This is a genomic window from Winogradskyella sp. PE311, assembly GCF_046545555.1.
In the GTDB taxonomy this organism is placed as follows: Bacteria; Bacteroidota; Bacteroidia; order Flavobacteriales; family Flavobacteriaceae; genus Winogradskyella.
Genome location: NZ_JBHZTH010000001.1, coordinates 1624399 through 1647099, shown reverse-complemented (window position 1 = coordinate 1647099; position 22701 = coordinate 1624399). Strand labels below are relative to the sequence as shown.

Below are 22701 nucleotides of genomic sequence, written 5' to 3'. Positions count from 1 at the left end.
TTTATTTTGTAACTAGTGGAACCCATGGAGGCATCATAATTAAAGGGTTTTAAACAACGCATCTAGGCAACATTAAACATCTAGAAAGATAAAGCAGCATTTTTAGTAATCCAAAAACAACTAACTAGAATTAAACATAATATTTAAAATACTTGAGTTTAGTTACCACTTAATTATAACACTTCCCCAAGTAAATCCACTACCAAAGGCTGCAAGTACAACCGTATCTCCTTCTTTTACCTTGCCTTCTTCCCAAGCTTCAGTTAAAGCTATTGGAATAGAAGCAGCAGTTGTATTACCGTATTTCTGAATATTATTAAAAACTTGGTCGTCCTCTAACTTAAATTTGCGCTGTATAAATTGTGCTATACGCAAATTAGCTTGGTGAGGTATTAGCATATCTATAGCATCAACATTAAGGTTGTTTTTTTGTAAGCCTTCCATAATCACCTCACTAAATCGAACAACAGCGTTTTTGAATACAAATTGTCCGTTCATGTAAGGGAAATAACTTTCGTCATTAGGATCATTCTCAGCTAATATATCATTAACCCAACGCTTACCCATTCCTGGCGCTACTAATACTAGCTCTTCTGCATGTTCTCCTTGTGAGTGCAAATGTGTTGATAATACACCTTTAGAGGTGTCCTCTTCTCGAGTTAATATTGCAGCACCTGCTCCATCTCCAAAAATCACAGTTACTCCTCTGCCTCTAGTGGTTTTATCTAACCCGTGAGAATGCAACTCACTTCCTATAACTAGGATATTTTTATACATCCCAGTTTTTATAAAATTATCTGCTACGGAAAGCGCATATACAAAACCAGAACACTGGTTACGTACGTCTAAAGCTCCAACCGTTTTAATATCTAGAGCATGTTGTACTTGTACTCCAGGACCAGGAAAATACATATCTGGACTTAACGTTGCAAAGATTATAAAATCTATATCATCTTTATCGATACCTGCGCGTTCTATGGCAATTTTAGCAGCTTTTACACCCATTGTTGCCGTAGTGTCACCACTACCTTTCTCTACCCAACGTCGTTCTTTAATACCAGTACGTTCTGTTATCCACTCATCATTAGTATCCATTAGTTTAGACAAGTCGTTATTGGTTACAACATTTTCTGGCACATACTTTCCTAAGCCTATTATTTTTGAATTGTACATAGTATTTATTTAGTAGTGCTAAATTAACCTATAAGAAACAATTTACTTTTATTACAATTTGGATTCGTTATGCGTGCATAATAGTTTTTAATTATGCCATCTTGTCATAATTTACGCATTGGTATTTTATTTGACTATAAGAAAGTATTCAAAATAATAATACAAAAAACTATATATCATGACAAAAGGAAGTATTAATGTATCGGTAGAGAATATCTTTCCGTTAATTAAAAAGTTCTTATACAGTGATCACGAAATCTTTTTACGTGAGCTAATTAGTAATGGTACAGATGCCACACTAAAATTAAAACACCTTACTAGCATAGGTGAATCTAAATCTGAATACGGCAATCCGATACTAGAAGTTAAGATTGATAAAGAAGGTAAAAAACTTCATATTATCGATCAAGGATTAGGTATGACTGCTGAAGAAGTCGAAAAATACATTAACCAAGTTGCTTTTTCTGGTGCAGAAGAGTTTTTGAATAAATATGAAGATTCTGCAAAAGATTCTGGTATAATTGGACACTTTGGTTTAGGCTTCTACTCTGCCTTTATGGTTGCAGAGAAAGTAGAAATTATAACAAAATCTCATACTGGTGCTGATGCTGCACATTGGTCTTGTGATGGCTCACCTGAATTTACTTTAGAGAAGTCTGATAAAGACACCAGAGGAACAGAAATTATTCTTCACATTGCAGAAGATTCAACAGAATTTTTAGAAGAATCTCGTATCAGAGAGCTATTAAATAAGTATAACAAGTTTATGCCTATTCCTATTAAATTCGGAACTAAAGAGATAAACGATCCAGAATTTACTCCACAGACTACAACTGATGAAGAAGGTAAAGAAACGACTGAGCCTCATAAACAGATTACAGTAGATGATATCATTAATAATCCTAATCCGGCTTGGACAAAACAACCGACAGAATTAGAAGAGCAAAATTATAAAGATTTTTACAGAGAATTGTATCCAATGCAATTTGAAGAACCTTTATTTAATATCCACCTAAATGTAGATTATCCATTCAACTTAACAGGGATTTTATATTTCCCTAAGATGACGAATGATATGAACATGCAGAAGGATAAAATTCAACTGTATCAAAACCAAGTATTCGTTACAGATAATGTAGAAGGTATTGTACCAGAATTTTTAACGATGTTACGCGGTGTAATTGATTCCCCAGATATTCCTTTAAATGTTTCACGTTCTTACTTACAAGCTGATGGTGCGGTTAAAAAAATCTCATCTTACATTACGCGTAAAGTTGCGGATAAGCTGAAATCACTATTCAATGCGAATCGCGAAGATTTTGAAGCAAAATGGGACGATATTAAAATCGTTATTGAATACGGAATGTTATCTGAAGAGAAATTTTTCGAAAAAGCAGATGCTTTTGCTTTATACCCAACAGTAGATGGCAAATTCTTTACGTACGATGAATTATTCAATAAGATAAAAGCGAATCAAACAGACAAAGATGATAAGCTCGTTATATTATATGCGTCTAACAAAGATCAACAGCACAGTTATATAGAATCTGCTAAAGCTAAAGGATATGAGGTCCTAATGCTAGATTCTCCTATAGTATCTCACCTTATTCAGAAATTAGAATCGACCAAGGAAAACATTTCATTTGCACGTGTAGATGGTGACCATATCGATAACCTAATTAAAAAAGAAGAGACGGCAATATCTAAGTTATCTGATGAGCAAAAAACAGAATTAGATACACTCCTAAAAGACGTTATTCCTTCTGAAAAATTTGCAGTACAATTAGAGGCTATGGATAGTGATGCATCACCATTTATTATTACGCAGCCAGAATTTATGCGTCGTATGAAAGAGATGCAAGCAACAGGTGGTGGCGGAATGAATATGTTTGGTAATATGCCAGAAATGTACAACCTCATCGTTAACACAAATTCTGAATTGGTTGGTGAAATTTTAGGCACTAAAACTAAGAAGAAGCAAGAACGTTTAATTAATCAGAGTTTAGATTTAGCACGTTTATCTCAAGGCCTTTTAAAAGGCGAAGAGTTGACAAACTTTATTAAGCGTAGTTATGATATGATTAAGTAACACATTCCTGCGAAAGAGGAACCTCATGAATAGAAAAACCACTTCGCTAATTCGAGGTGGTTTTTTTGTTATTAGAACCCCTATTTTGACATTAGAATTTAATAGTATATTTGGGTATACCTCATTGTATTATGAAATTAAAACTCACAGCTGTATTTCTATTATTTAGTTTTATCAGATTTTCATTCGCTCAAGATCCATTAATAGTAAACACCTATAACAGAGATGTAACATCCTTAAATGGGCAATGGCATTTCATAGTAGATCCTTATGAAAATGGATTTTATAATTATAGGTATGAGCCTTTTGAAAAACAAGAAAACCCAGGTAACGGAGCCTTCTTTAACAATGCTAAGGCCAAATCTAAAACAGATTTAATAGAATATAATTTTGATAAAAGCGATACGATTGCTGTTCCTAGCGATTGGAATACGCAAAAAGAAAAACTATTCTATTATGAAGGTACTGTTTGGTATAAAAAGTCATTCGACTATTTAGTTTCTAAATCCTCTAATCGTGTTTTTGTATATTTTGAAGCTTCTAATTATGAAACTGATGTATACTTCAACGGTAAAAAACTTGGTAAACATACTGGCGGATTTACTCCTTTTAATTTTGAGGTCACTAACCTACTAAAAGAAAAAAACAACTTCTTAGTAGTTAAGGTTGATAACAAACGAAAAAAAGAAGGTGTACCAACGCTAAATACAGACTGGTGGAACTATGGCGGTTTAACACGAGGCGTTAAAGTTATTGAAACACCAAATACTTTTATTAATGATTATATGATTCAATTAGATCCGAAAAATAATGAATCGATAAAAGGAGAAATTAGTCTTAATGGAAAAAATAATGCTAATCAAAATGTCACGATTGCAATTCCTGAATTAAATATTAATTATAACACAGTAACTGATAATAGTGGATTAGCAACATTTGAAATTTCTCATACTGATATTTTATATTGGTCAACAATTAATCCTAAACTATATAATGTTACCATAGAAACAAACCAAGACAAAACTATAGACCAAATAGGCTTTAGAACGATAGCAACCAAGGGTTCGGATATTTTGTTAAATGGTGAGTCTATTTTCTTAAAAGGTATTTCCATTCACGAGGAAAGTCCAATAAGAGGTGGTCGTGGTCACTCAAAAGAGGATGCTCATCAACTACTACTTTGGGCAAAAGAATTGGGTTGTAACTATGTGCGCTTATCGCATTATCCTCACAATGAGCACATGCTAAGATTAGCTGACCAAATGGGTATTTTAGTTTGGGAAGAAAATCCTGTGTATTGGACCATTCAATGGGAAAATAAAGATACCTATGAAAATGCAAAACAACAGCTCTCAGAAGTTATAGATCGCGATAAAAATAGAGCCAGTGTTATTATTTGGTCTATGGCGAACGAAACGCCTACTAGTGAAGCAAGAAATGAATTTTTATCTAATCTCACCAAATTTACACGAGAAAAGGATCCAACACGTCTTATTAGTGCAGCGCTAGAACAAAGCGACTATAATGGTAACAAATTTGTAAGAACTATTAGTGATGAGTTTGCTAACAAAGTAGATATTCTAAGTTTTAATCAATATATAGGCTGGTATGATGGATTAGTAGAAAAATGTGCTACTATAAGCTGGAAAATTGATCTGGATAAACCCGTTGTAATTTCTGAATTTGGTGCTGGTGCTAAATATGGATTACATGGGGATAAACACACGCGTTGGACAGAGGAATACCAAGAATACCTATATATAGAAACCTTAAAAATGTTATCTAGTATAGAGCAACTTAGAGGTATCTCACCATGGATACTCGTAGATTTTAGATCGCCGAGACGTGTTTTACCAGAAATACAAGACAACTGGAATCGCAAGGGGTTAATTTCTGAAAAAGGTGAAAAGAAAATGGCTTTCTTTATACTTAAATCGTTTTATGAGGCTAAACAATAAAGATCACCTCGTCCTGTTTTAAAGACTTGGTCATCATAATATGTTTTCTACTAATTTAAATTAAAAGCGTTAACTACATCTTCAATTTCATAACCTAACCGCGAACCTTCTATGCCACTCATAGATCATCATTATTTTCTAAACGTGCGACAATACTAACTGTATATACCTCGTTCATTTGCAAAATAAGCAATACCTATACTTTCCTGTACTTTAACTATAAATAATGGCAGAAAGCACAGTAGTGGTTTCTTCAAAAGAAATCACGAGGGTACTTACACTTCCCTGATACGGAAACCAGTCGGGCTAAATATCTGCTCTATATGTGCAAATATTTGAACCTATTAGTTGAGATGCATTAAATAAAAAAAACTTGTAAAACTTTTACAATTCTTCTTTTAATAGAACAAAAATTCGTAACTTCTTCTAAAATTCCCTTAACTCATAGAGTAATCCATTGTTAATTTTTAATCCTAAAAAGGATTTCATTGAAAATTTAAATATTAATTTAATTTTAACAGTCTCAATTAACATATGTTATCGCTTAAAACTGATAGTTGAGTTAAATTAGATAAATTAATAACTTGTTATTATGGGAAAAGTAAAAATACACGAACCAGCATCTGCAATATTTGAAGGGCTCAGTTTTACCCGAGAAGAAATAATACTTATTGAGTCTAAATTTGAGCGAGTTACTGCTAAAAAAGGTGAACGACTTATCGATTTTAATACTATTGTAGATAAACAATATTTTATAGTTTCTGGCTGTTTAAGATCATTTCACATCGATAGCAATGGCAGAGAGCACACTATTCAGTTTGGAATTGAGGATTGGTGGATTAGCGATTATACTGCTTTTTTTAGTGCCGGCAAAGCTCTAATGAGCGTTGAGGTAATACAAGATGCTGAGTTATTTGAAATCACAAAAAAAGACAGGGATCATCTGTACAAACATATTCCTAAAATTGAAGTCTATGTTCGCGGTAAATTAGAGACTGCCTTCGCTTCGTTTCAAAAAAGAATTCTTTCTTATTTGTCTCTTAATGCCAGCGCTAGATACTTAAATTTCGTAAAAAGTTACCCTCAAATAGAGCAATCTGTAAAAAACTATCATATTGCATCATATCTAGGTATTACTACAGAAAGTTTAAGTAGAATTAGAAAAGAAATTGCTCAGGCCTAATTACTTATCATACATCAACTTTTAACACGCGTAAATACCTTAATTTTAACGTATTAACTATTAATTAGTCCTATTTTTTTATAGTTAGTAAGATAATCCCCCTTTTTAGTAGTAAAAAAGCGCAAGTGTTAAGAGCTTGCGCTTTTCATTTGCAATAAATTACCATAAATCATTTTTATCAAAACAACATTTTTTTAATTTTAGTTATTGAAAATTACAAGATAAATTTTTCGAATCCCTAACTTTAAAAGTGCGAGTTTAAGACTTGCACTTTTTTCTTTAACTTTATTGTCTAAAGTTATTCTCAATGAAAACCAAAAATACAAGAAGAGCCTTTATAAAAAAAAGTGCTTTGGCAGGTATGGCAATTCCTATACTTGGCAGTAGTCTAATAGCATGTAAATCTAAAAATGAAAAAGAAATACTAGACGCGTCCTTTAATAAACTAAAAATATTAATCCTTGGAGGCACAAGTTTCTTAGGGCCTCATCAAATTGCTTATGCTCTTAAACGAGGACATTCTGTAACAACTTTTACAAGAGGTAAAACGCTACCATCAGTTCATGCAGAATTATTTGACCAAGTAGAGCAATTAATCGGAGATAGAGAAGATAACCTAAAGGCTCTTGAAAATAGAAAATGGGATGTAGTTATTGATAATTCAGGTCACAAATCTGAATGGACAAAGGCAACAGCCAACTTGTTAAAAGACAATGCTGATATTTATATGTACACCTCTTCAACCGGAGTTTATTATCCCTATTTAACTGATAACATTAAAGAAGATAAAAAATTAGTGCTATCGATGCCAGAAGGCCTAACTGAAGATGAACAGTACGAGCAAAAATACGGAGTAATGAAAGGAAACTCAGAATTAGAAGCTATAAAAGCCTTTGGAGATAAACGTACTATAATAGTTCGCCCAACATATATGATTGGTCCTGCCGATAAGACAGATCGATTTATACATTGGCCTATTAGACTTTCCAAAGGTGGAGAGGTTTTAGTGCCAGGAACACCTGAAGATCTGGTTCAATATATAGATGTTAGAGACGTTGCAGAATGGTTTATTAGACTCGCCGAAAATAATCAATATGGTACATATAATGCGGTTGGTCCGAAAGAAAAACAAAATATGAATGGCTTTATTACTGAAGCAGAAAAAACTTTTAACATCGAGCACAATTTTGTTTGGATTGATAATTATGATTTTTTAGTTGAAAATAAAGTCTATTTTTCAGTTCCTTGGATTCCTTCATTTGGCAAGAATTATGGTACTGCGAGAGTTTCAAATTCTAAAGCTATCAATTCTGGTTTAACATTAAGACCAATTAAAGAAACCGTTAAAGACACTTATGATTGGTGGACGTCTGAGTCTATCTCAGACGAAAGACGTTCAAAATATGAAACGAATCCGGATAACTTAATAGTAAAGGAAGCAGAAATGCTTAAGATTTGGAAATCAGCTAAATTTAATACCAAAGTTGAAAAAAATTAAAATATTATTCTTTGTTATAGGTAGTTTTTTTTGTCGTTGCGCAAAGTCCAATAATATCTAAAAAATCAATAGTAACCATAAACCCGGAGGAGAAAACAAATTTCGTTGAGCATAAGAACCTCATTTCATTTGCAGTAGAACCATTAATAAATATGCTAGAAAAATATAAAAAGTTTATTACCAATTTGGCAAGCTATACAAACTAAATAATGCAAGTTATATCTACCAATATTGCTCAACCCACTACTATTATATGGGATGGTAAAGAAGTTACAACGGGAATCTATAAAAAACCAACGGATGTACCAATACGACTTAATAAAGAAGAAGTAAGAGGCGATGAAGTTTCAGACAGACGTGTACATGGAGGCGAATTTAAGGCTTGTTACTTATTTTCAGCAAATCAATATGAGTATTGGCGTATTCTATATCCAAATCTAGAATGGAATTATGGCATGTTTGGTGAGAATATTACAATAGAAGATTTAGATGAAAAAGAACTCTTTATAGGTGATATTTATAAACTTGGTAAGGCGTTAGTACAAATAACACAGCCAAGAGAACCTTGTTTTAAGTTTGCCCATAAATTTGGATCAGAAAAAGTATTACATCAGTTTATTAATCATGGTTTTTCTGGCATTTATGTTAGAGTGATAAAGGAAGGTGATGTAAAAACGGGAGATCATTTTACATTAGTAGAAAACACAAAGGATAGCGTTTCTATTTTTGATTTTTTCAAATTATTGCATTCTAAAAACAAAAATAAAGATCAAATTCATTTGATGCTAAATAACGAAGCTTTGGCAACACGTATGAAAAAGCGTTTGAAATTTTTTCTAAAATAACGATTAATTATGTCCACTAAATACAATAGAATAGGCATTAATTATAATACAACACGTAAGGCAGACCCTTATTTACTATCACAGCTACTTCATCATCTTAAACCAAATAAGAAAGGTTTGTATCTAGATATTGGTTGTGGAACTGGCAATTACACTTCAGAATTACAAAATAAAGGCTACGAAATTATTGGTATTGATCCCTCCATCGAAATGCTTCAAAAAGCCCGATCATTGAATAAAAATATTAAATGGAAAATTGGTACAGCAGAAAAAACAGGTTTACCTCAACAAAGTATCGATGGGATTATTGCAACATTAACCATACATCATTGGACTAATTTATCAAGAGCATTTTCAGAATTAGAATACATTTTAAAACCTAAAGGTAAAATAGTCCTCTTCACTTCTACTCCAAAACAAATGAAAGGCTATTGGTTAAATCATTACTTTCCTAAAATGCTCGAAGATTCTATTGCCCAAATGCCATCATTAGAAGTTGTTAAACAAGCCATGGCAAATGCTAAAATTATAATTAAAACAACAAAAGCGTATTCGATAAAACCAGATTTACAAGATCAGTTTTTATATTGTGGAAAACAAAATCCAGAATTATATTTTGACGAAAGTATACGATACGGTATCTCTTCTTTTAGTGCTTTAGCCCATAAAGACGAAGTTGAAAAAGGTTTATCTAGTTTGAGAAAAGATATTGATTCCGGCTATATAAAAGAGATTATAAAATCTTACAAAAATGAATCTGGAGATTATCTTTATATTATTGCAGAAAAAGTACACTCATAATCCTATTAGATTACCTTTGCTTCAACTAAGACCCAATAAATTGCAAAAAAAAAGAGAACATCCTAAAGTAAAATCACAACTTCATCCTAGAAGTAAACATAGGGAACGCTATAATTTTGATGCTCTCATAAAAAGTTCGCCAGCATTAACTGCTTATGTAGCACCAAATAAATATGGTGATAATTCAATAGACTTTTTTAATCCAAAAGCTGTTTTGGCATTAAACAAGGCCCTATTAATGCATCATTATGGCATTAAATTTTGGGAAATTCCTGAGCATTATTTATGTCCACCTATTCCTGGCCGTGCAGATTATATTCATAATATTGCAGATCTTTTAAAAGGAAATGGAACTAAAATTCCAAAAGGTAATACCATTAAAGGTTTAGATATTGGTGTTGGTGCCAGTTGTATTTATCCAATTATTGGAAATCATGAATATGGTTGGTCCTTTATCGGAAGTGATACTAACGAAAACGCAATAATATCTGCAAAAGCCATAGAGCAAAAAAATTATAATTTAAAATCCAATGTTGAGATTAGACGACAAGAAAAATCTAACAATTTTTTTTATGAGATATTAAAACCTGAAGAAAAAGTAGATTTTACAATGTGTAATCCACCATTTCATGCCTCATTGAAAGATGCTCAAAAGGCAAGTCTCAAAAAGCTTAAGAACCTAAAAGGCAAACGTCCAAGTAAAGCATTACTTAATTTTGGTGGACAACAAAGTGAATTATGGACTAAAGGTGGTGAAGCACGATTTATAAAAGACATGATTTACGAAAGCAAACACTTTGGAGAACAGTGTCTTTGGTTTACAAGTTTAATCTCAAAAGAAACAACGCTTAAACCTACTTATAAGATTTTAGAAAACGTAAAAGCAACAGCTGTAGAAACTGTTGAAATGGGTCAAGGTCAAAAAGTAAGTCGATTTATTGCCTGGACCTTTTTGTCTGACAAAGAGCGTGAAGAATGGATAAACAAAAGATTTAAATCGTAATTTGAAAATTACGATATCAGATAAAGTTAACTTTAGTATTAGTGCTGTTAAGAAGCACAGTTTTCTACTATTAATGGGACTTACATTTTTAGGGATAGGGTGTTTCTTAATTTATCTTGGTATAACAAGTGATGCTAATATTCCATTACTAGTGGCTGGTGGTTTTGTAACTTTATTTATGGGTTTCTTTTTAGGTTATACTATGCCTTCGAGCTTCATGTATTACTACGAAAAAGAAGTTGTTAAAAAGTACGGAAGTTACACTAAGGCTATCATTACAAAAAAGTATATTGAAGATCAGTCCTACGAAGAGCGCGTAGATAATAGAATTGATAAAGTTGAGCTCTTGCTCTATATAATAGACTATAAATTTACTTATCAGAAAGAATATACTGGTAGTTTTTATGTTGCTGATAAAACTTGTTTTGACGCACTTCAAATTGGATATAATATTCCAATAAAATTTTTAAAACACAAACCTGAGCAAGCCGAACCAAGACGTCAAAAGTTATGCTTGGATTTGGGTTTAGAAAGAAATAGATGTAATTAAATAGCAATACAACATTTATTTTACCTTTGTTGCAAATTCTACTAGATGTCCTTTAAAGACTTAAAACTCATCAAACCAATACAAAAGGCAATTGAAGCTTCTGGCTATGTTGAGCCCACTTTGGTGCAACAAAAAGCAATTCCCTTAGTTTTAAATGGTAAAGATGTAATTGTATCAGCACAGACTGGTACAGGTAAAACAGCAGCATTTGCCTTACCAATTTTACAAAAATTGTATGATAAGCAAGATGCACCTAAAAAGGGAAAAAAAATTAGAGCTTTAATTATAAGTCCAACTCGAGAACTTGCTGTACAGATCCATCAGAATTTTAAAACATATGCTCAGTATACAAATCTGCGTTCATTGGTTGTTTTTGGTGGTGCCTCTATTGAGCCCCAAATCGATACTTTAAAAAAGGGTGTTGATATATTGGTCGCTACGCCAGGTCGTCTACTAGATTTGCATAAGCAAGATTATGTTAATCTAGATTATGTAGAAACTTTTGTTTTAGACGAGGCAGACTTAATGCTAGATATGGGATTTTTAGATGATGTAAAAAAAGTTGAACGTCTATGTCCAGAAGAGAAACAAACCTTATTATTCTCTGCTACAATTCCTTCTAAGATTGAAGAACTCGCCAACACTATTTTAAACAACCCAGAACGTGTAGATGTTACGCCTACCAAATCTGTTGCAAAGGCTGTAACGCAAGTCTTATATTATGTACCTAAACGTAATAAAATTGAATTATGCTTACACCTATTACGTAACAACATTAAAGGAAACATCTTAATTTTTAGACGCACTAAATATGGAGTTGACAAGCTAGAACAGACTTTACTTAAAAATGGATATTCGGTAAATAGTATTCATGGAGATAAAGCCCAAAGCGAAAGGCAAACCGCTTTAAATAAATTTAAGAATGGTTACGTTAAAGTTCTAATTGCAACAGATGTTGCAGCCAGAGGTATTGATATTAATGAATTAGACAATGTCTTTAACTTTGATATGCCCAATGTACCAGAAACATATGTTCATAGAATTGGTAGAACAGGAAGGGCTGGTAACATCGGTAAAGCCTATTCGATGTGTTCGGCTGACGAAAAAAGCTACGTTAAGAAAATTCAAGAATCCCTGAACATTTCTATTCCCATAGAATCAGAACATCCTTATCCTTTAGATCCTAAAGCTAAACCAATCGTCCACAAAAAGAAAGGCAGTAAATATAAAAAAGGTCGCAAAAGTACAGCTTCTAAGAAAAAGAAAAAGCGTTGGTATTAATATGCTTTAGGTAAAATAAAAACTATGGATTACAAGACTTTAATGTTTTTACATTTATACACCGTTGTGCCTTGCTTATTTATTGGTGGGTTTCTTCTGATAATTAAAAAAGGAACGAAAATTCATAAACAACTCGGCAGAATATATATGGTACTAATGTTGTTTACAGCTATAGTAACTTTGTTTATGCCAGCTTATGTTGGCCCAACAGTTTTAGATCATTTTGGTTGGATACATATCTTTAGTTTTTTAACAATCCATGCAGTACCAACCGCTTACCTTGCTATAAAAAAAGGAAATGTAAAAGCGCACAAAAGAAAGATGATCTTACTTTATTTTGGTGCGCTTATTATTGCCGGAGGTTTTACTTTAGTTCCAGGGCGCTATTTGCATGAGGTGTTTTTTGGATAGTCTTAATCAAACTTCATTTCAAAAAGCAGGTAATGTTTTATACTAAATTTTTCACCCCATTTTTCTATATCATCTCCAGAAGTACCAACTTCACACCAAGATTTAGAACCATCTTCTCTCTCATAAGGCAAAATATAAGCTAGAAGATAAAATTCTTCATTGTAACCTATTTTCAAATTACTTTCATCTGCTAAGTTTCTTAAACTGTAATCATCAGATTTAATGGCGTCATATTTTTTTGTCACACTAAATCTTGGAAATTTAAATGTCAATTTCAGTTGATTATCGCTTGTCAATTTAGAAATGACTTTCATATTGAGAACAGAGTCTTTTAAAGTTTCAAACTGCTTTATGCCTAAATTTTTACTATCTAAAACAATAGTTTTCGATTTTACTTCTCCATCCCATATTTCTTTTACACTTAGCTTATAACTTTTACCTTTTAATTTATCATCAGAAAATTTAATTTTTAAGTAATCTATACCTTCAAAACTCAAAATATCTCTTATTTCAGAATTGTCTGACGAATACTCAGTTTCCATTTTCAATCCTTTCGGATTTTCATAATTTACTTGTTTTTCTTGTGCTATTGTTGCTCCGAAGCAAGCTAATGCAACGGCTAAAATTTTAATTTGTTTCATGATTTAATTTTTTATAGTTGTTTCCTCGATCTCTCTATCACCAGTTACTTTAGTTAGCATAAAATCATTTGAATAAATGATACCATGAATAATATCAAAGTATATATTACCAGATACATCATTAGCATTATCAGGTTCATTAGTCATCATAGTATACTTTTCACCTTTGTCATTTGGTTGCATATTGATTACAACATCATTACCTAAAAAACTTTTAGTATTATTACCAATCACCTTTAAACTAAAATCAAGTGTAGGATACCAAAAATGGATTTTAGAGTATTCTGAATACAGATTAAAACGTTCGAACTTATCTGCCCAATTATAAAACCAATACTCACTATTAAAGTCAGTTATGATTGTATTCTTTCCTATTTCTCCAATCTCTACCTTTGAAAATTCAGATTTAATTTTCACATTTTGTGTACTACCAATCTTGCCATTTTTTACGTTTTTAAAATTATAAGTACCGCCTGAAATAGCTTCGGCTTCAAAATTGGCATTATCTATACGTATGACATTATATGTGTTCATTAATGCTTTGGTTTTTAAAGTTCCTTCTTTAGTCGATATGGATAACTCGTTTTGCATGTCATTTCTAAAATGTACACCAGAATTTTGTGCATTAATATTTAGCTTCACAAAGGGCGGAACTTTAATTACAAATTGACTCCTCATAATATCAACATTACCTTTTCTAATATTTGAGAGGTTGCCATCCTTATCTATCTTTTTAAATCTTCCATTAATATACTCAAGAGGGTTTTTAGACCATTTTTTTCTATTATTCTTCCTAATTTGACTGAGTAATGAATCTTTAGATTTTCGTATTACTGAATCTTTTTTCATATCAAAAAAATCACCTTCGATGTATAAACCATGATCAGATTTCAATTCAAAATACGAAAAGGTGATCTGATTTATGCTTTTAGCCGTTAGTGTTACATGGTTATCTGAACTTGAAACCTCAGCTACTAATTCATCAAGCTTTTTCTGTATATTTTTTTTAGAATAACCTTCAAACTCCATGGCGTAATCAAAGTGAATTTTACCGTCCGTTGATTCTTCTATTGCCAAATAGATGTTTTGAAAGTTTAATACTACTGAAGTATTTTTATCTACTTCAACACTTTTCTTTAAGACCTGATGCCTTTGTCCGTAACTCATTGCTGATGTGATGAGCATCAGCGTTAAGATTTTAAATTGATTTTTCATAATGTTCGTTATTTTGATTTAATATTTTGATGTGCTTTTGTATGTCTTTTAATATCTGTAATCTTGTTTGTAGGTTTTCTACCAAAGCTTCTATTACTAATATATTATTAGAGTCAGTCTTAAATTGAATAGAAATCTCCTGATAATCGTTATCTAATTCGGCCAATTTTTTCTTAAATCTAGCTACCAAAACTTCATCATCTGCAATAGCTACAAAACTCTTCCACTCTGCTTCAATATTTTTTAGATACTCTGCTTCTACGGCTTCAATTTGCGCCACCATTGTTGAAACTTCTTCTTTGGGTTGATTAGAAACAACACCATAACTTACTGCTAAAAGAACAAGAAATACGGCTGCTATCTTGAGCAAAAAGAACCTATTCATTTTTTTCTTTGGTTGCTTATTAAGCTTTTGTAAAAACTCAGTTCTATGATTTTCTGGAAGTGTTTTTAATTCTCCTTCCTCTTTAAATAATTTTCTAATATCTCGCTTCATTAAATTTTTGTTTTAGTAGATCTCTCAATTTTGCTTTACCTCTGCTTAAGTGAGTTCTCGATGTCTTAATTGGTATATCAAGTATTTCTGATATTTCTGCATGATCGTAGCCTTCTATTAAATAAAGCGTTACTACAATCTTATGTTTCTCCTTTAGTTTTTCAATAGCATTTACTATGTCAGTTTTTGATATCGTATTATTAAAATTCCAATTTTCATCTTCAACTATTTGTAATGTTTCTAGATCGTCTTCACTAAATTCTATACTTCGCTTTCTTAAAACATCCAAACATTGATTGATAATAATTCGCTTTAGCCAAGCTCCAAAAGTAGAGGTAGGTTGAAATTTTTCGATATTTAAAAAAGCTTTTAAAAACCCTTCTTGCATAGCATCTTTTGCATCTTCTATGTCATATAAATAGCGACAAGCAACCGTAAACATAGCTTGCGAGTAGTTATCGTAAATCTGCATTTGTGCAATCTGATTCCCTTTTTTACAAGCTTCAATTAATGTATGATCTACTTTATGCATTTGATTGGTTAGCGGTTACATATTTAAAAACGAAAGAAATTGAAAAGGGTTTCAATTTTTTACTAAAAAAGTTGAAATTAAATGAATATGCCTAAATTTAAAGGAAATTAAATCAATCTAGAGATGAGTCAAGATTACAATAATCCTGCGTTTAAAAAATTGCTTCAGAAACTACAAGAAGAAAGTTGGCAATTAGAGTTACTAATTTCTGGTTTTGCAATTTTTGGTCTTCTTACTGCTTTTCCAGAAATTAACCTTGCTGGCACAGCCGCAAGAAATGATGATAAACTTTATTTATCTATTGTACTCCTAGTAGCTTCGGTTTCTTGTGCTATACTAATTTTTAATCTTTTGCTTCATGTTATTTTAAGAGGGCTTTGGATTGGTGCATTAGGATTGCGCTACGTTTCTGGTGATATTGATTATGATAAACTTAAATACAGCGAAAAATTTACACGATACTTAAAAAAAAATGTTGGATCTTTTGATCGTTACATTGGAAGATTAGAAAACTATTGCAGTATCATTTTCGCCATATCTTTTTTATTGATTTTCTATGTACTAGCTTTAACGTTTACCATTGTTGCAATCGCAATTACGATAAATACATTCCTAGATAATGACACTATAAGCAATTCTTATGGGCCTTTTATAGGTATTCCTATACTTGTTTTTATTGTATTTGGCATGCTACTTACATTTATTGATTTCATTACTCTTGGTGGTCTAAAGAAAAAGAAGTGGTTAAGTAAATTATACTTTCCTTTTTATTGGGTTTATAGTAAAATAACGTTGGCATTTTTATATCGTCCTTTGGTATATAATTTTCTAGACAACAAGTTTGGTAGGCGCGTAAGCTTTGCTTTAGTGCCTATTTACATTATAATTTTAATTTCTACGAGTTTTAATTACAAAATGTCAAACTATTTTAATGGTAATATATCATCAAACAGTTATATCGCAGACACTAATAATTATGAAGATGCTCTAAATGACGAAAATTTCATCGATAAGGTGGCAATAACATCTAAAGTTATAACCGATAAACACCTAAAAGTGTTTTTGGTAATTTATGAAGATTTTGATGACTATATTTTTGCTTTTAATAAAGGTTTAAAACCAACAAAAGATATTAGAGGTATTGAGTCTGATATTGTAGTTAATTCTAATATTTCTTGGTCTAGACGCGACAGTTTGCATCAGCAGTATATTAAAACGCTCAATGATGTTTTTACAATAAGAATAGATTCTATTGACCATAAAAGCGACTTTATTTTTGGGGAAAGTTTAAAAGGCAAAAAGGGTTTTGAAACCTATATCAATTTAAAAGATGTACCAGAAGGAAAGCACTTACTACAAGTTTTAAGAAAGCGCATTAATAAAGATAATGATACAATAAAGCAATATCATGACAGAATACCTTTTTGGTATTATCCAAACTAATATGAAAGTCGATTATTAAAATATTGCTTTAATAATGGAATTTGAATACTTACCATAATTGCTAATAATACCGCAGCATACATTATAGTACTTGAAAAATTTACTGAATAATTTTCTAAAAAATTAAATGATACCTGAGGTAAATTATAACGTTCTGATAGACTTACAGTATTTGATGGTTTGCTAAAAAGGACATAGACAACAAATGCAGTAAAACTTAATGCAATAGACCATAATACATATTTAGAGATTAAAGGCTTATAAACTGTTACATCAGAAGTATTCAAAGCTTCCACTTTATATATCACATTCTCCGTAAAATTAAATGAAGGTGTTTCTAGCTGGTCAGCCTCTATTAACTTGTTTACAAAATCTTCTATTCTTTTATCATCCTTTTCCATAATTCATACTGTTTTTGGTTGTAGATACTGCTCTAGTATAACAGTCAATTTTTTTCGAGCTCTAAATAATTTAACTTTAACCGTGTTAGATTCAACATTAATAATCTTAGATATCTCATCTAAAGATAATTCTTCAAAATAAAACAAGGTTAATAATGCGCTGCTATCTTCTGGTAACTTATGGATACAATTTTTAATCAAAGTATGCTTTTCTTCCTTAATAATGTTATCTAGTGCATTGTCTATGCTGTCTAACTTATTAAATGTAAACTCATCTATTGTCACATTATTTAAATACTTCTTATTTTTCTTGATGTTATCTAAACATGTATTGTAAGCAACTCTATAAATCCAAGTTGAAAATTTAGAATCACCTTTAAACCGCTTTAATGATTTAAAAACCTTAATAAAAGTATCTTGTGCTACCTCTTCTGCCTCTTCTTTATGCTTAAGCATGCGTAATGCCAATGTATAGACCAAATCCTTATAGCGATCTACAAGTTGAGCATAAGCTCTAGTGTCGCCATTATTAATTGCTTCTATTAATATTTTTTCTTCGTTGGTGGTCATTTTAATTTAAGACGACTTCTTTACATATAAGGTTACATAAATTGCTGAAAATATTTTTTTTAAAAAAATTGTAACCTCATTTAAAAACATGTCGTCATAAGGTAAGAATTGAGTCAATAAAACATTTTGTAGTGCGCCAAAATTTTAAGACGAAATCGATTTGAATATAACTTTTAAAACAATAAAATTAATCAATTAAAAATCAAACATTATGGATGAAGAAATTTTAATACCACTCAGTTTTTTTGCAGTCATTTTCGGTATGGTTTACCTATACTATTCTACACGTAATAAAGAACGTCTAGCTTTAATAGAAAAAGGTGCTGATGCCAGTATTTTTAATATTGGTAAGCGATCAGGATCTTCCTGGAAGGTAGTTGTTATAAATATCGCTTTTTTATTAATGGGTATAGGCTTAGGCACTTTCTTAGCTGCATTAATCGACACCTATACTAATTTAGAAGAAGGTGCAATGGCAGCCGTGATATTCTTTATGGCAGGAGTTGGCCTTTACCTAGGTTATAGGCAAACTAAAAAAGAATTAGACGATTAAAAATCTAGACTGATCAATCAAAAAACTAAAGCGTCTCTGCCGAAACTTCGGAAATGAGGCGTTTTTTTTTGTGCATAATTGATGTATATTTAGCTATAAAGTATACATATGCCCAAAATCTTTTTATTCGTAGTATTTCTAAGCCAATTTGGGGTTGCCCAAATTAAAGTCTTAGACAGCCTTACCAATTATCCTGTAAGTTATGCTACCATATCCTTTGGTAATGGTCAAGGGATTTTTGCAGATGATGAAGGCGAATTTTTCTTCAGTAAAAAGTTATATCCAGATATTGATTCACTTTATATTTCTGCCTTAGGATATAAAGACTTAAATGTTTCTACCAAAACCCTACCTCAACAACTACTAATGCAACCTCAAGCAGATCAATTAGACGAAGTTTTAATTGGCACTAAACTAAATAGAAAGTTTAAAAAAGAAATATTAAAACCTTACCTCGACGATGATTACTATAATTGTTGGTTGCCAACTATAGAATCCGAGATCGCTGTTTATTTTCCTAAAACAAGTACTAAAGATCAGAAATTGTCCTCGATAACTTTTCCCATTGCTTTAGAATCCAAAGATTGGAAAAAACGAAACCGATCTAACAGTGAAAAGAAAAAGTTTTCTACTCTATTTAAAGTTCAGTTTTATTCAAATAATAAGGGGCTACCTCATAAAACACTAACCTACCAAACAATAGTTTTTAGAGCGACAGAAAAAGATGGAGATTCTCATCAATTAAATGTTGAAGACTATGATATTTATGTACCGAAAGCAGGTTTTTATGTATCTATACAGGTTATGGGTTATTCAGATAAATCAGGTAAATTATTACCTAATAAAAAATACAAAGAGATTAAATCTAAAAATGGAGTGGTAAAGATTCCTACCAATTTTAGACCGCTTTTACCTTTTACAAACGAAATTAAAACTAAAAACACTTACATAAAACGTGTATTTATTAGTGGTAACGAATGGGTTAAGTTTGATAAAGGCAATGGGTTTAAGTCGAGCTTATTAGATAAAAACTTGTTTAACTATGGTGTTGGCATCACTTTTAAAACCTACAAAGATGACTGAACCCATTGGCCTGTATATTATGGCTTGCATATACATCTTTGCTGGTGTTATGCATTTTATAAAGCCTAAAATGTATCTACGTATTATGCCAAGATATTTACCAAGTCATAAAGCCTTAGTCTTTTGGAGTGGTATAGCTGAGATTATTTTAGGGATAGGTTTGTGTATCCCCATATTAAAAATGATATCTATCTATGGTATTATAGCGATGCTTATTGTTTTTCTATCTGTGCACTTCTATATGCTATCGAGTAAAAAAGCATCCGCAGGAATTCCAAAATGGATTTTAGTTTTGCGTATTCCACTTCAATTTGGATTGATGTATTGGGCTTGGATGTATTTATAAATACTCCTACTCAACCTCAAAATCAAAATAAGTATCAGGAAAAGGTTCCCAGCGTAAAGTGAAGTGCCACCATTCTTTAGGATAATTTCTAAAACTGTGCTTCAACATTACAGCTTTTAGCAATTGTCTATTTTCTTTTTGTACTTGAGTAATATTTTGATAATCAACCCATGATTCTTCACCAAAAAAATCAAAAGGGCTACCCATGTCTAAAGGTTCTCCCGTCTCACCGTTTATAATAGTTAAGTCGAGAGTACTACCTCTACTATGACCAGAACGTGATGCTATATAACCCGCTTTAAACAGATTACGTTTATTAACTTCTGGGTAAAATTGAGATTTATTAATAGTATCGTTTAAATCTCTAGCCCAGCGAATAAAATGATTAACTCCACGTTGTGGTCTATAACCATCATAGACCTTTAAACATAAATTTTGTTGTTGCAGTTCTTCTTGAACTAATTTGAGCTTATCAGCAGAGGCTTTGGTAATAATTAATTGGTTAGCGTTATAACCGTCAATTGTATCACCTACAAAATTATTAGAGGTAAAATATCGCAATTCTACATCTAAATCTGGTATTATATGCTTCGCATAAACAAATCCTTCTGGTAATATCTGTTTTTGATTAAAACCAAATACAACTAAAGCTGTAAAAACTATATAAAGAAGTGTTTTATTTTTCATACCGAAATACTAATTTAGAGAAAATTTAGACTATGGACTTGTTTTCAGATAAGAAACAACATTTTAAACTGCCGAATACGGAATTAATCTATATCCCAAATTTCTTTTCAAAGGAAGAGTCCGATATCTACTTTGAATCTATAAAAGCTGAAACCAATTGGCAACACGATGATATAACCATTTTTGGAAAAACCTATAAACAGCCCAGACTAACAGCGTTATATGGAGAAACTAAGCAAACTTATAGCTACTCTAGTATTCTCATGCATCCTGAACCTTTTTCGAAATTATTAAAATCTATAAAAAATAAAGTTGAAACCTTTTCAGAAGAAAAATTTAACACACTATTAATAAATCTTTATCGTGATGGTAATGATAGTAATGGCTGGCATGCAGATAATGAAAAAGAACTAGGTAAAAATCCTGTAATTGCATCAGTAAGTTTTGGTGAAGCACGTCCATTTCATTTTAAACACAGAACAATTAAAGAAGAAAGGCATAAGCTCATATTAGAACACGGAAGCTTATTAATAATGAAAGGTGAAATGCAACACCATTGGCTGCATCAAATAGCAAAAACTAAAAGAAAAATAGATCCAAGAATTAATCTTACATTTAGGAAATTACTAGATATATAAAAACAAAAAGCCGAGATCCCTCAATCTCGGCTTTCGTTTTATTTGCTTTTTAAAATTATGCGTAGATTCAGGGTCTCTAAGTCAACAACATAATGCAAATATTAATTAATTAATCCATTGAACTAAAAACTAAATTTTAGTACACTGTAAATATATAACTCCACTTTAATTATAACGCTTAAAAACATATTTAATCGATGAAATACACATAATTTTAACTTTTATAGGTGAAATAATGTATTTCATCGATGAAATACACTGTTAAAAAAAACAAAAGATTAATTAAATTATACTAAATCGAGATAAAAATTGTTTCAAGAATAAGAATTCATGAGATTATAAATTAACTTTAAGCATCTTAAAAAATTTAAAATGAAGTATTACATATTTATCATTTCAATTTTAGTTTCGTCAATAAATTTCTGTCAAGAAAAAACATTTATTGAAGAAGATATTTCAGTTTCTAAATGGATTGATGGTACATTACTAAGTCCTGCGGCAAATGACAAATCTAATTTAGCCATTATAATTGCTGGTTCTGGTCCAACCAATAGAGATGGAAATCAGAACTTTCTAAAAAACAATTCATTAAAAAAATTAGCTGAAGGTTTAACTAATAATGGTATTGCCACATTTAGGTATGATAAGCGTATTGTTAAACAGATACGTCAAGGTAATGTAGATAAAAATATACTATTTGATGATTTTGTGAACGATGCCTTAGATGTTATAAATTATTTTAAAGAAAAGTCGACTTACAATAAAATCTATATAATAGGCCACAGTCAAGGAAGCTTAGTTGGTATGTTAGCTGCTAAAGATAAAGCTGATGGTTTTATTTCTTTAGCAGGAGCTGGACAAAATATTGGTGATGTCATCGTAGACCAAGTCAAGACTATGGATCCCAAACTAGGTGAGCAAACACAAAAGGTTGTGAATATCTTAAAAGAAGGTAAAACCACATCAGAATATCCCTCGGCTTTAGCATCTGTATTTAATGCCGATATACAACCATTTATGATCAATTGGATGCAATACAATCCTCAAGATATTATAAAAGAATTAGATATACCTATTTTACTTATTAATGGCACAAAAGACCTTCAAGTTTCAGAAAGTGAAGCTGAATTACTAAAAACAGCCAATGAGAAGTCAACTTTAAGTATTATTGAAAATATGAATCATGTCCTTTTTGAAATTAAAGGTGACGATTTAGAAAATTCTAAATCTTATAACGAGTCTTTTAGAGCAATTTCATCGCAACTGAAAGCTAGTATTACTAAGTTTATAAAACTGCAATAAAT

Annotated in this window: 24 protein-coding genes; 16 read left to right on the top strand and 8 right to left on the bottom strand. The window is 31.3% G+C overall.

Translation table 11 applies throughout. The features are described from left to right. Positions 1–162 precede the first annotated feature (162 nt). Complete coding sequence (locus tag ACFWU4_RS07070) at positions 163–1173, bottom strand: 3-oxoacyl-ACP synthase III family protein (RefSeq protein WP_411126234.1); 1011 nt, start codon at positions 1171–1173, stop codon at positions 163–165. A 178-nt stretch (positions 1174–1351) separates the two neighbouring features. On the opposite strand from ACFWU4_RS07070, the gene htpG reads away from it, so the two are divergent. The 10 genes from htpG (at position 1352) to ACFWU4_RS07020 (ending at position 12792) form a co-directional block, all read left to right on the top strand. After that, a complete protein-coding gene (gene htpG, locus ACFWU4_RS07065; RefSeq protein ID WP_411126232.1) occupies positions 1352–3262 on the top strand; it encodes a molecular chaperone HtpG in 1911 nt (636 codons plus the stop codon). A gap of 131 nt (positions 3263–3393) precedes the next feature. Next, the gene (locus ACFWU4_RS07060; RefSeq protein ID WP_411126230.1) at positions 3394–5220 is read left to right on the top strand and encodes a glycoside hydrolase family 2 protein; all 1827 of its coding nucleotides are present in this window, start codon (positions 3394–3396) and stop codon (positions 5218–5220) included. Between the two features lie 592 nt (positions 5221–5812). Then, the gene (locus ACFWU4_RS07055; RefSeq protein WP_411126228.1) at positions 5813–6403 is read left to right on the top strand and encodes a Crp/Fnr family transcriptional regulator; all 591 of its coding nucleotides are present in this window, start codon (positions 5813–5815) and stop codon (positions 6401–6403) included. 307 nt (positions 6404–6710) lie between these two features. Further along, complete coding sequence (locus tag ACFWU4_RS07050; protein WP_411126226.1) at positions 6711–7901, top strand: NAD-dependent epimerase/dehydratase family protein; 1191 nt, start codon at positions 6711–6713, stop codon at positions 7899–7901. Between the two features lie 209 nt (positions 7902–8110). Next, positions 8111–8746 carry an MOSC domain-containing protein gene (locus ACFWU4_RS07045; RefSeq protein WP_411126224.1) on the top strand — a complete coding sequence of 212 codons (636 nt, stop codon included), beginning with the start codon at positions 8111–8113 and terminating at the stop codon, positions 8744–8746. A gap of 9 nt (positions 8747–8755) precedes the next feature. Next, positions 8756–9547 (top strand): class I SAM-dependent methyltransferase, encoded by a 792-nt coding sequence (locus ACFWU4_RS07040; protein ID WP_411126222.1) that lies wholly within the window; start codon positions 8756–8758, stop codon positions 9545–9547. A gap of 40 nt (positions 9548–9587) precedes the next feature. Next, entirely contained in the window at positions 9588–10550 is a 963-nt protein-coding gene (gene rlmF / locus ACFWU4_RS07035) for a 23S rRNA (adenine(1618)-N(6))-methyltransferase RlmF (RefSeq protein ID WP_411126220.1), read from the top strand. Between the two features lies 1 nt (position 10551). Then, positions 10552–11100 carry a hypothetical protein gene (locus ACFWU4_RS07030; protein WP_411126218.1) on the top strand — a complete coding sequence of 183 codons (549 nt, stop codon included), beginning with the start codon at positions 10552–10554 and terminating at the stop codon, positions 11098–11100. 45 nt (positions 11101–11145) lie between these two features. Continuing rightward, positions 11146–12381, top strand: coding sequence for a DEAD/DEAH box helicase (locus tag ACFWU4_RS07025; protein WP_411126216.1), 1236 nt, complete (start codon positions 11146–11148; stop codon positions 12379–12381). Between the two features lie 24 nt (positions 12382–12405). After that, entirely contained in the window at positions 12406–12792 is a 387-nt protein-coding gene (locus ACFWU4_RS07020; RefSeq protein WP_411126214.1) for a DUF2306 domain-containing protein, read from the top strand. A 2-nt stretch (positions 12793–12794) separates the two neighbouring features. On the opposite strand, the gene ACFWU4_RS07015 is transcribed toward ACFWU4_RS07020, so the two are convergent. From ACFWU4_RS07015 to ACFWU4_RS07000, 4 genes are read right to left on the bottom strand one after another with little or no spacing between them, the layout of a single operon-like run. Beyond that, the gene (locus ACFWU4_RS07015; RefSeq protein ID WP_411126212.1) at positions 12795–13433 is read right to left on the bottom strand and encodes a hypothetical protein; all 639 of its coding nucleotides are present in this window, start codon (positions 13431–13433) and stop codon (positions 12795–12797) included. A gap of 3 nt (positions 13434–13436) precedes the next feature. Further along, positions 13437–14648, bottom strand: a complete 1212-nt coding sequence (locus tag ACFWU4_RS07010) for a hypothetical protein (RefSeq protein WP_411126210.1) — start codon at positions 14646–14648, stop codon at positions 13437–13439. After that, positions 14632–15144, bottom strand: coding sequence for a hypothetical protein (locus ACFWU4_RS07005; protein WP_411126208.1), 513 nt, complete (start codon positions 15142–15144; stop codon positions 14632–14634). Before ACFWU4_RS07005 ends, ACFWU4_RS07010 begins: the two co-directional genes overlap by 17 nt. After that, positions 15128–15676 (bottom strand): RNA polymerase sigma factor, encoded by a 549-nt coding sequence (locus ACFWU4_RS07000; protein WP_411126206.1) that lies wholly within the window; start codon positions 15674–15676, stop codon positions 15128–15130. The genes ACFWU4_RS07005 and ACFWU4_RS07000 overlap by 17 nt, the downstream gene beginning before the upstream one ends. Before the next feature lie 123 nt (positions 15677–15799). On the opposite strand from ACFWU4_RS07000, the gene ACFWU4_RS06995 reads away from it, so the two are divergent. Further along, entirely contained in the window at positions 15800–17119 is a 1320-nt protein-coding gene (locus tag ACFWU4_RS06995) for a hypothetical protein (RefSeq protein WP_411126204.1), read from the top strand. On the opposite strand, the gene ACFWU4_RS06990 is transcribed toward ACFWU4_RS06995, so the two are convergent. Further along, positions 17116–17520, bottom strand: a complete 405-nt coding sequence (locus ACFWU4_RS06990) for a hypothetical protein (RefSeq protein WP_411126202.1) — start codon at positions 17518–17520, stop codon at positions 17116–17118. The two genes, ACFWU4_RS06995 and ACFWU4_RS06990, sit on opposite strands and share 4 nt — an antisense overlap. Positions 17521–17523: 3 nt before the next feature. Further along, positions 17524–18090 (bottom strand): RNA polymerase sigma factor, encoded by a 567-nt coding sequence (locus ACFWU4_RS06985; RefSeq protein WP_411126201.1) that lies wholly within the window; start codon positions 18088–18090, stop codon positions 17524–17526. A 211-nt stretch (positions 18091–18301) separates the two neighbouring features. On the opposite strand from ACFWU4_RS06985, the gene ACFWU4_RS06980 reads away from it, so the two are divergent. The 3 genes from ACFWU4_RS06980 to ACFWU4_RS06970 all read left to right on the top strand — a co-directional run bounded on the left by ACFWU4_RS06980 (position 18302) and on the right by ACFWU4_RS06970 (position 20072). Then, complete coding sequence (locus ACFWU4_RS06980) at positions 18302–18643, top strand: DUF6249 domain-containing protein (RefSeq protein ID WP_411126199.1); 342 nt, start codon at positions 18302–18304, stop codon at positions 18641–18643. Positions 18644–18751: 108 nt separating this feature from the next. After that, positions 18752–19726: a hypothetical protein gene (locus tag ACFWU4_RS06975; RefSeq protein WP_411126197.1), complete on the top strand. Its 975-nt coding sequence runs from the start codon at positions 18752–18754 to the stop codon at positions 19724–19726. Then, complete coding sequence (locus tag ACFWU4_RS06970) at positions 19719–20072, top strand: MauE/DoxX family redox-associated membrane protein (RefSeq protein ID WP_411126195.1); 354 nt, start codon at positions 19719–19721, stop codon at positions 20070–20072. Before ACFWU4_RS06975 ends, ACFWU4_RS06970 begins: the two co-directional genes overlap by 8 nt. Positions 20073–20078: 6 nt before the next feature. Here the strand turns inward: ACFWU4_RS06970 and ACFWU4_RS06965 are convergent, their stop codons facing one another. Then, positions 20079–20759 (bottom strand): M15 family metallopeptidase, encoded by a 681-nt coding sequence (locus ACFWU4_RS06965; RefSeq protein WP_411126193.1) that lies wholly within the window; start codon positions 20757–20759, stop codon positions 20079–20081. Positions 20760–20791: 32 nt separating this feature from the next. Here ACFWU4_RS06965 and ACFWU4_RS06960 point away from each other — a divergent pair, with 32 nt between their 5' ends. Together ACFWU4_RS06960 and ACFWU4_RS06955 are read left to right on the top strand one after the other, a co-directional pair. Next, positions 20792–21397, top strand: coding sequence for an alpha-ketoglutarate-dependent dioxygenase AlkB family protein (locus ACFWU4_RS06960; RefSeq protein ID WP_411126191.1), 606 nt, complete (start codon positions 20792–20794; stop codon positions 21395–21397). 372 nt (positions 21398–21769) lie between these two features. Then, positions 21770–22699, top strand: coding sequence for an alpha/beta hydrolase family protein (locus ACFWU4_RS06955; protein ID WP_411126190.1), 930 nt, complete (start codon positions 21770–21772; stop codon positions 22697–22699). Positions 22700–22701 lie beyond the last annotated feature (2 nt).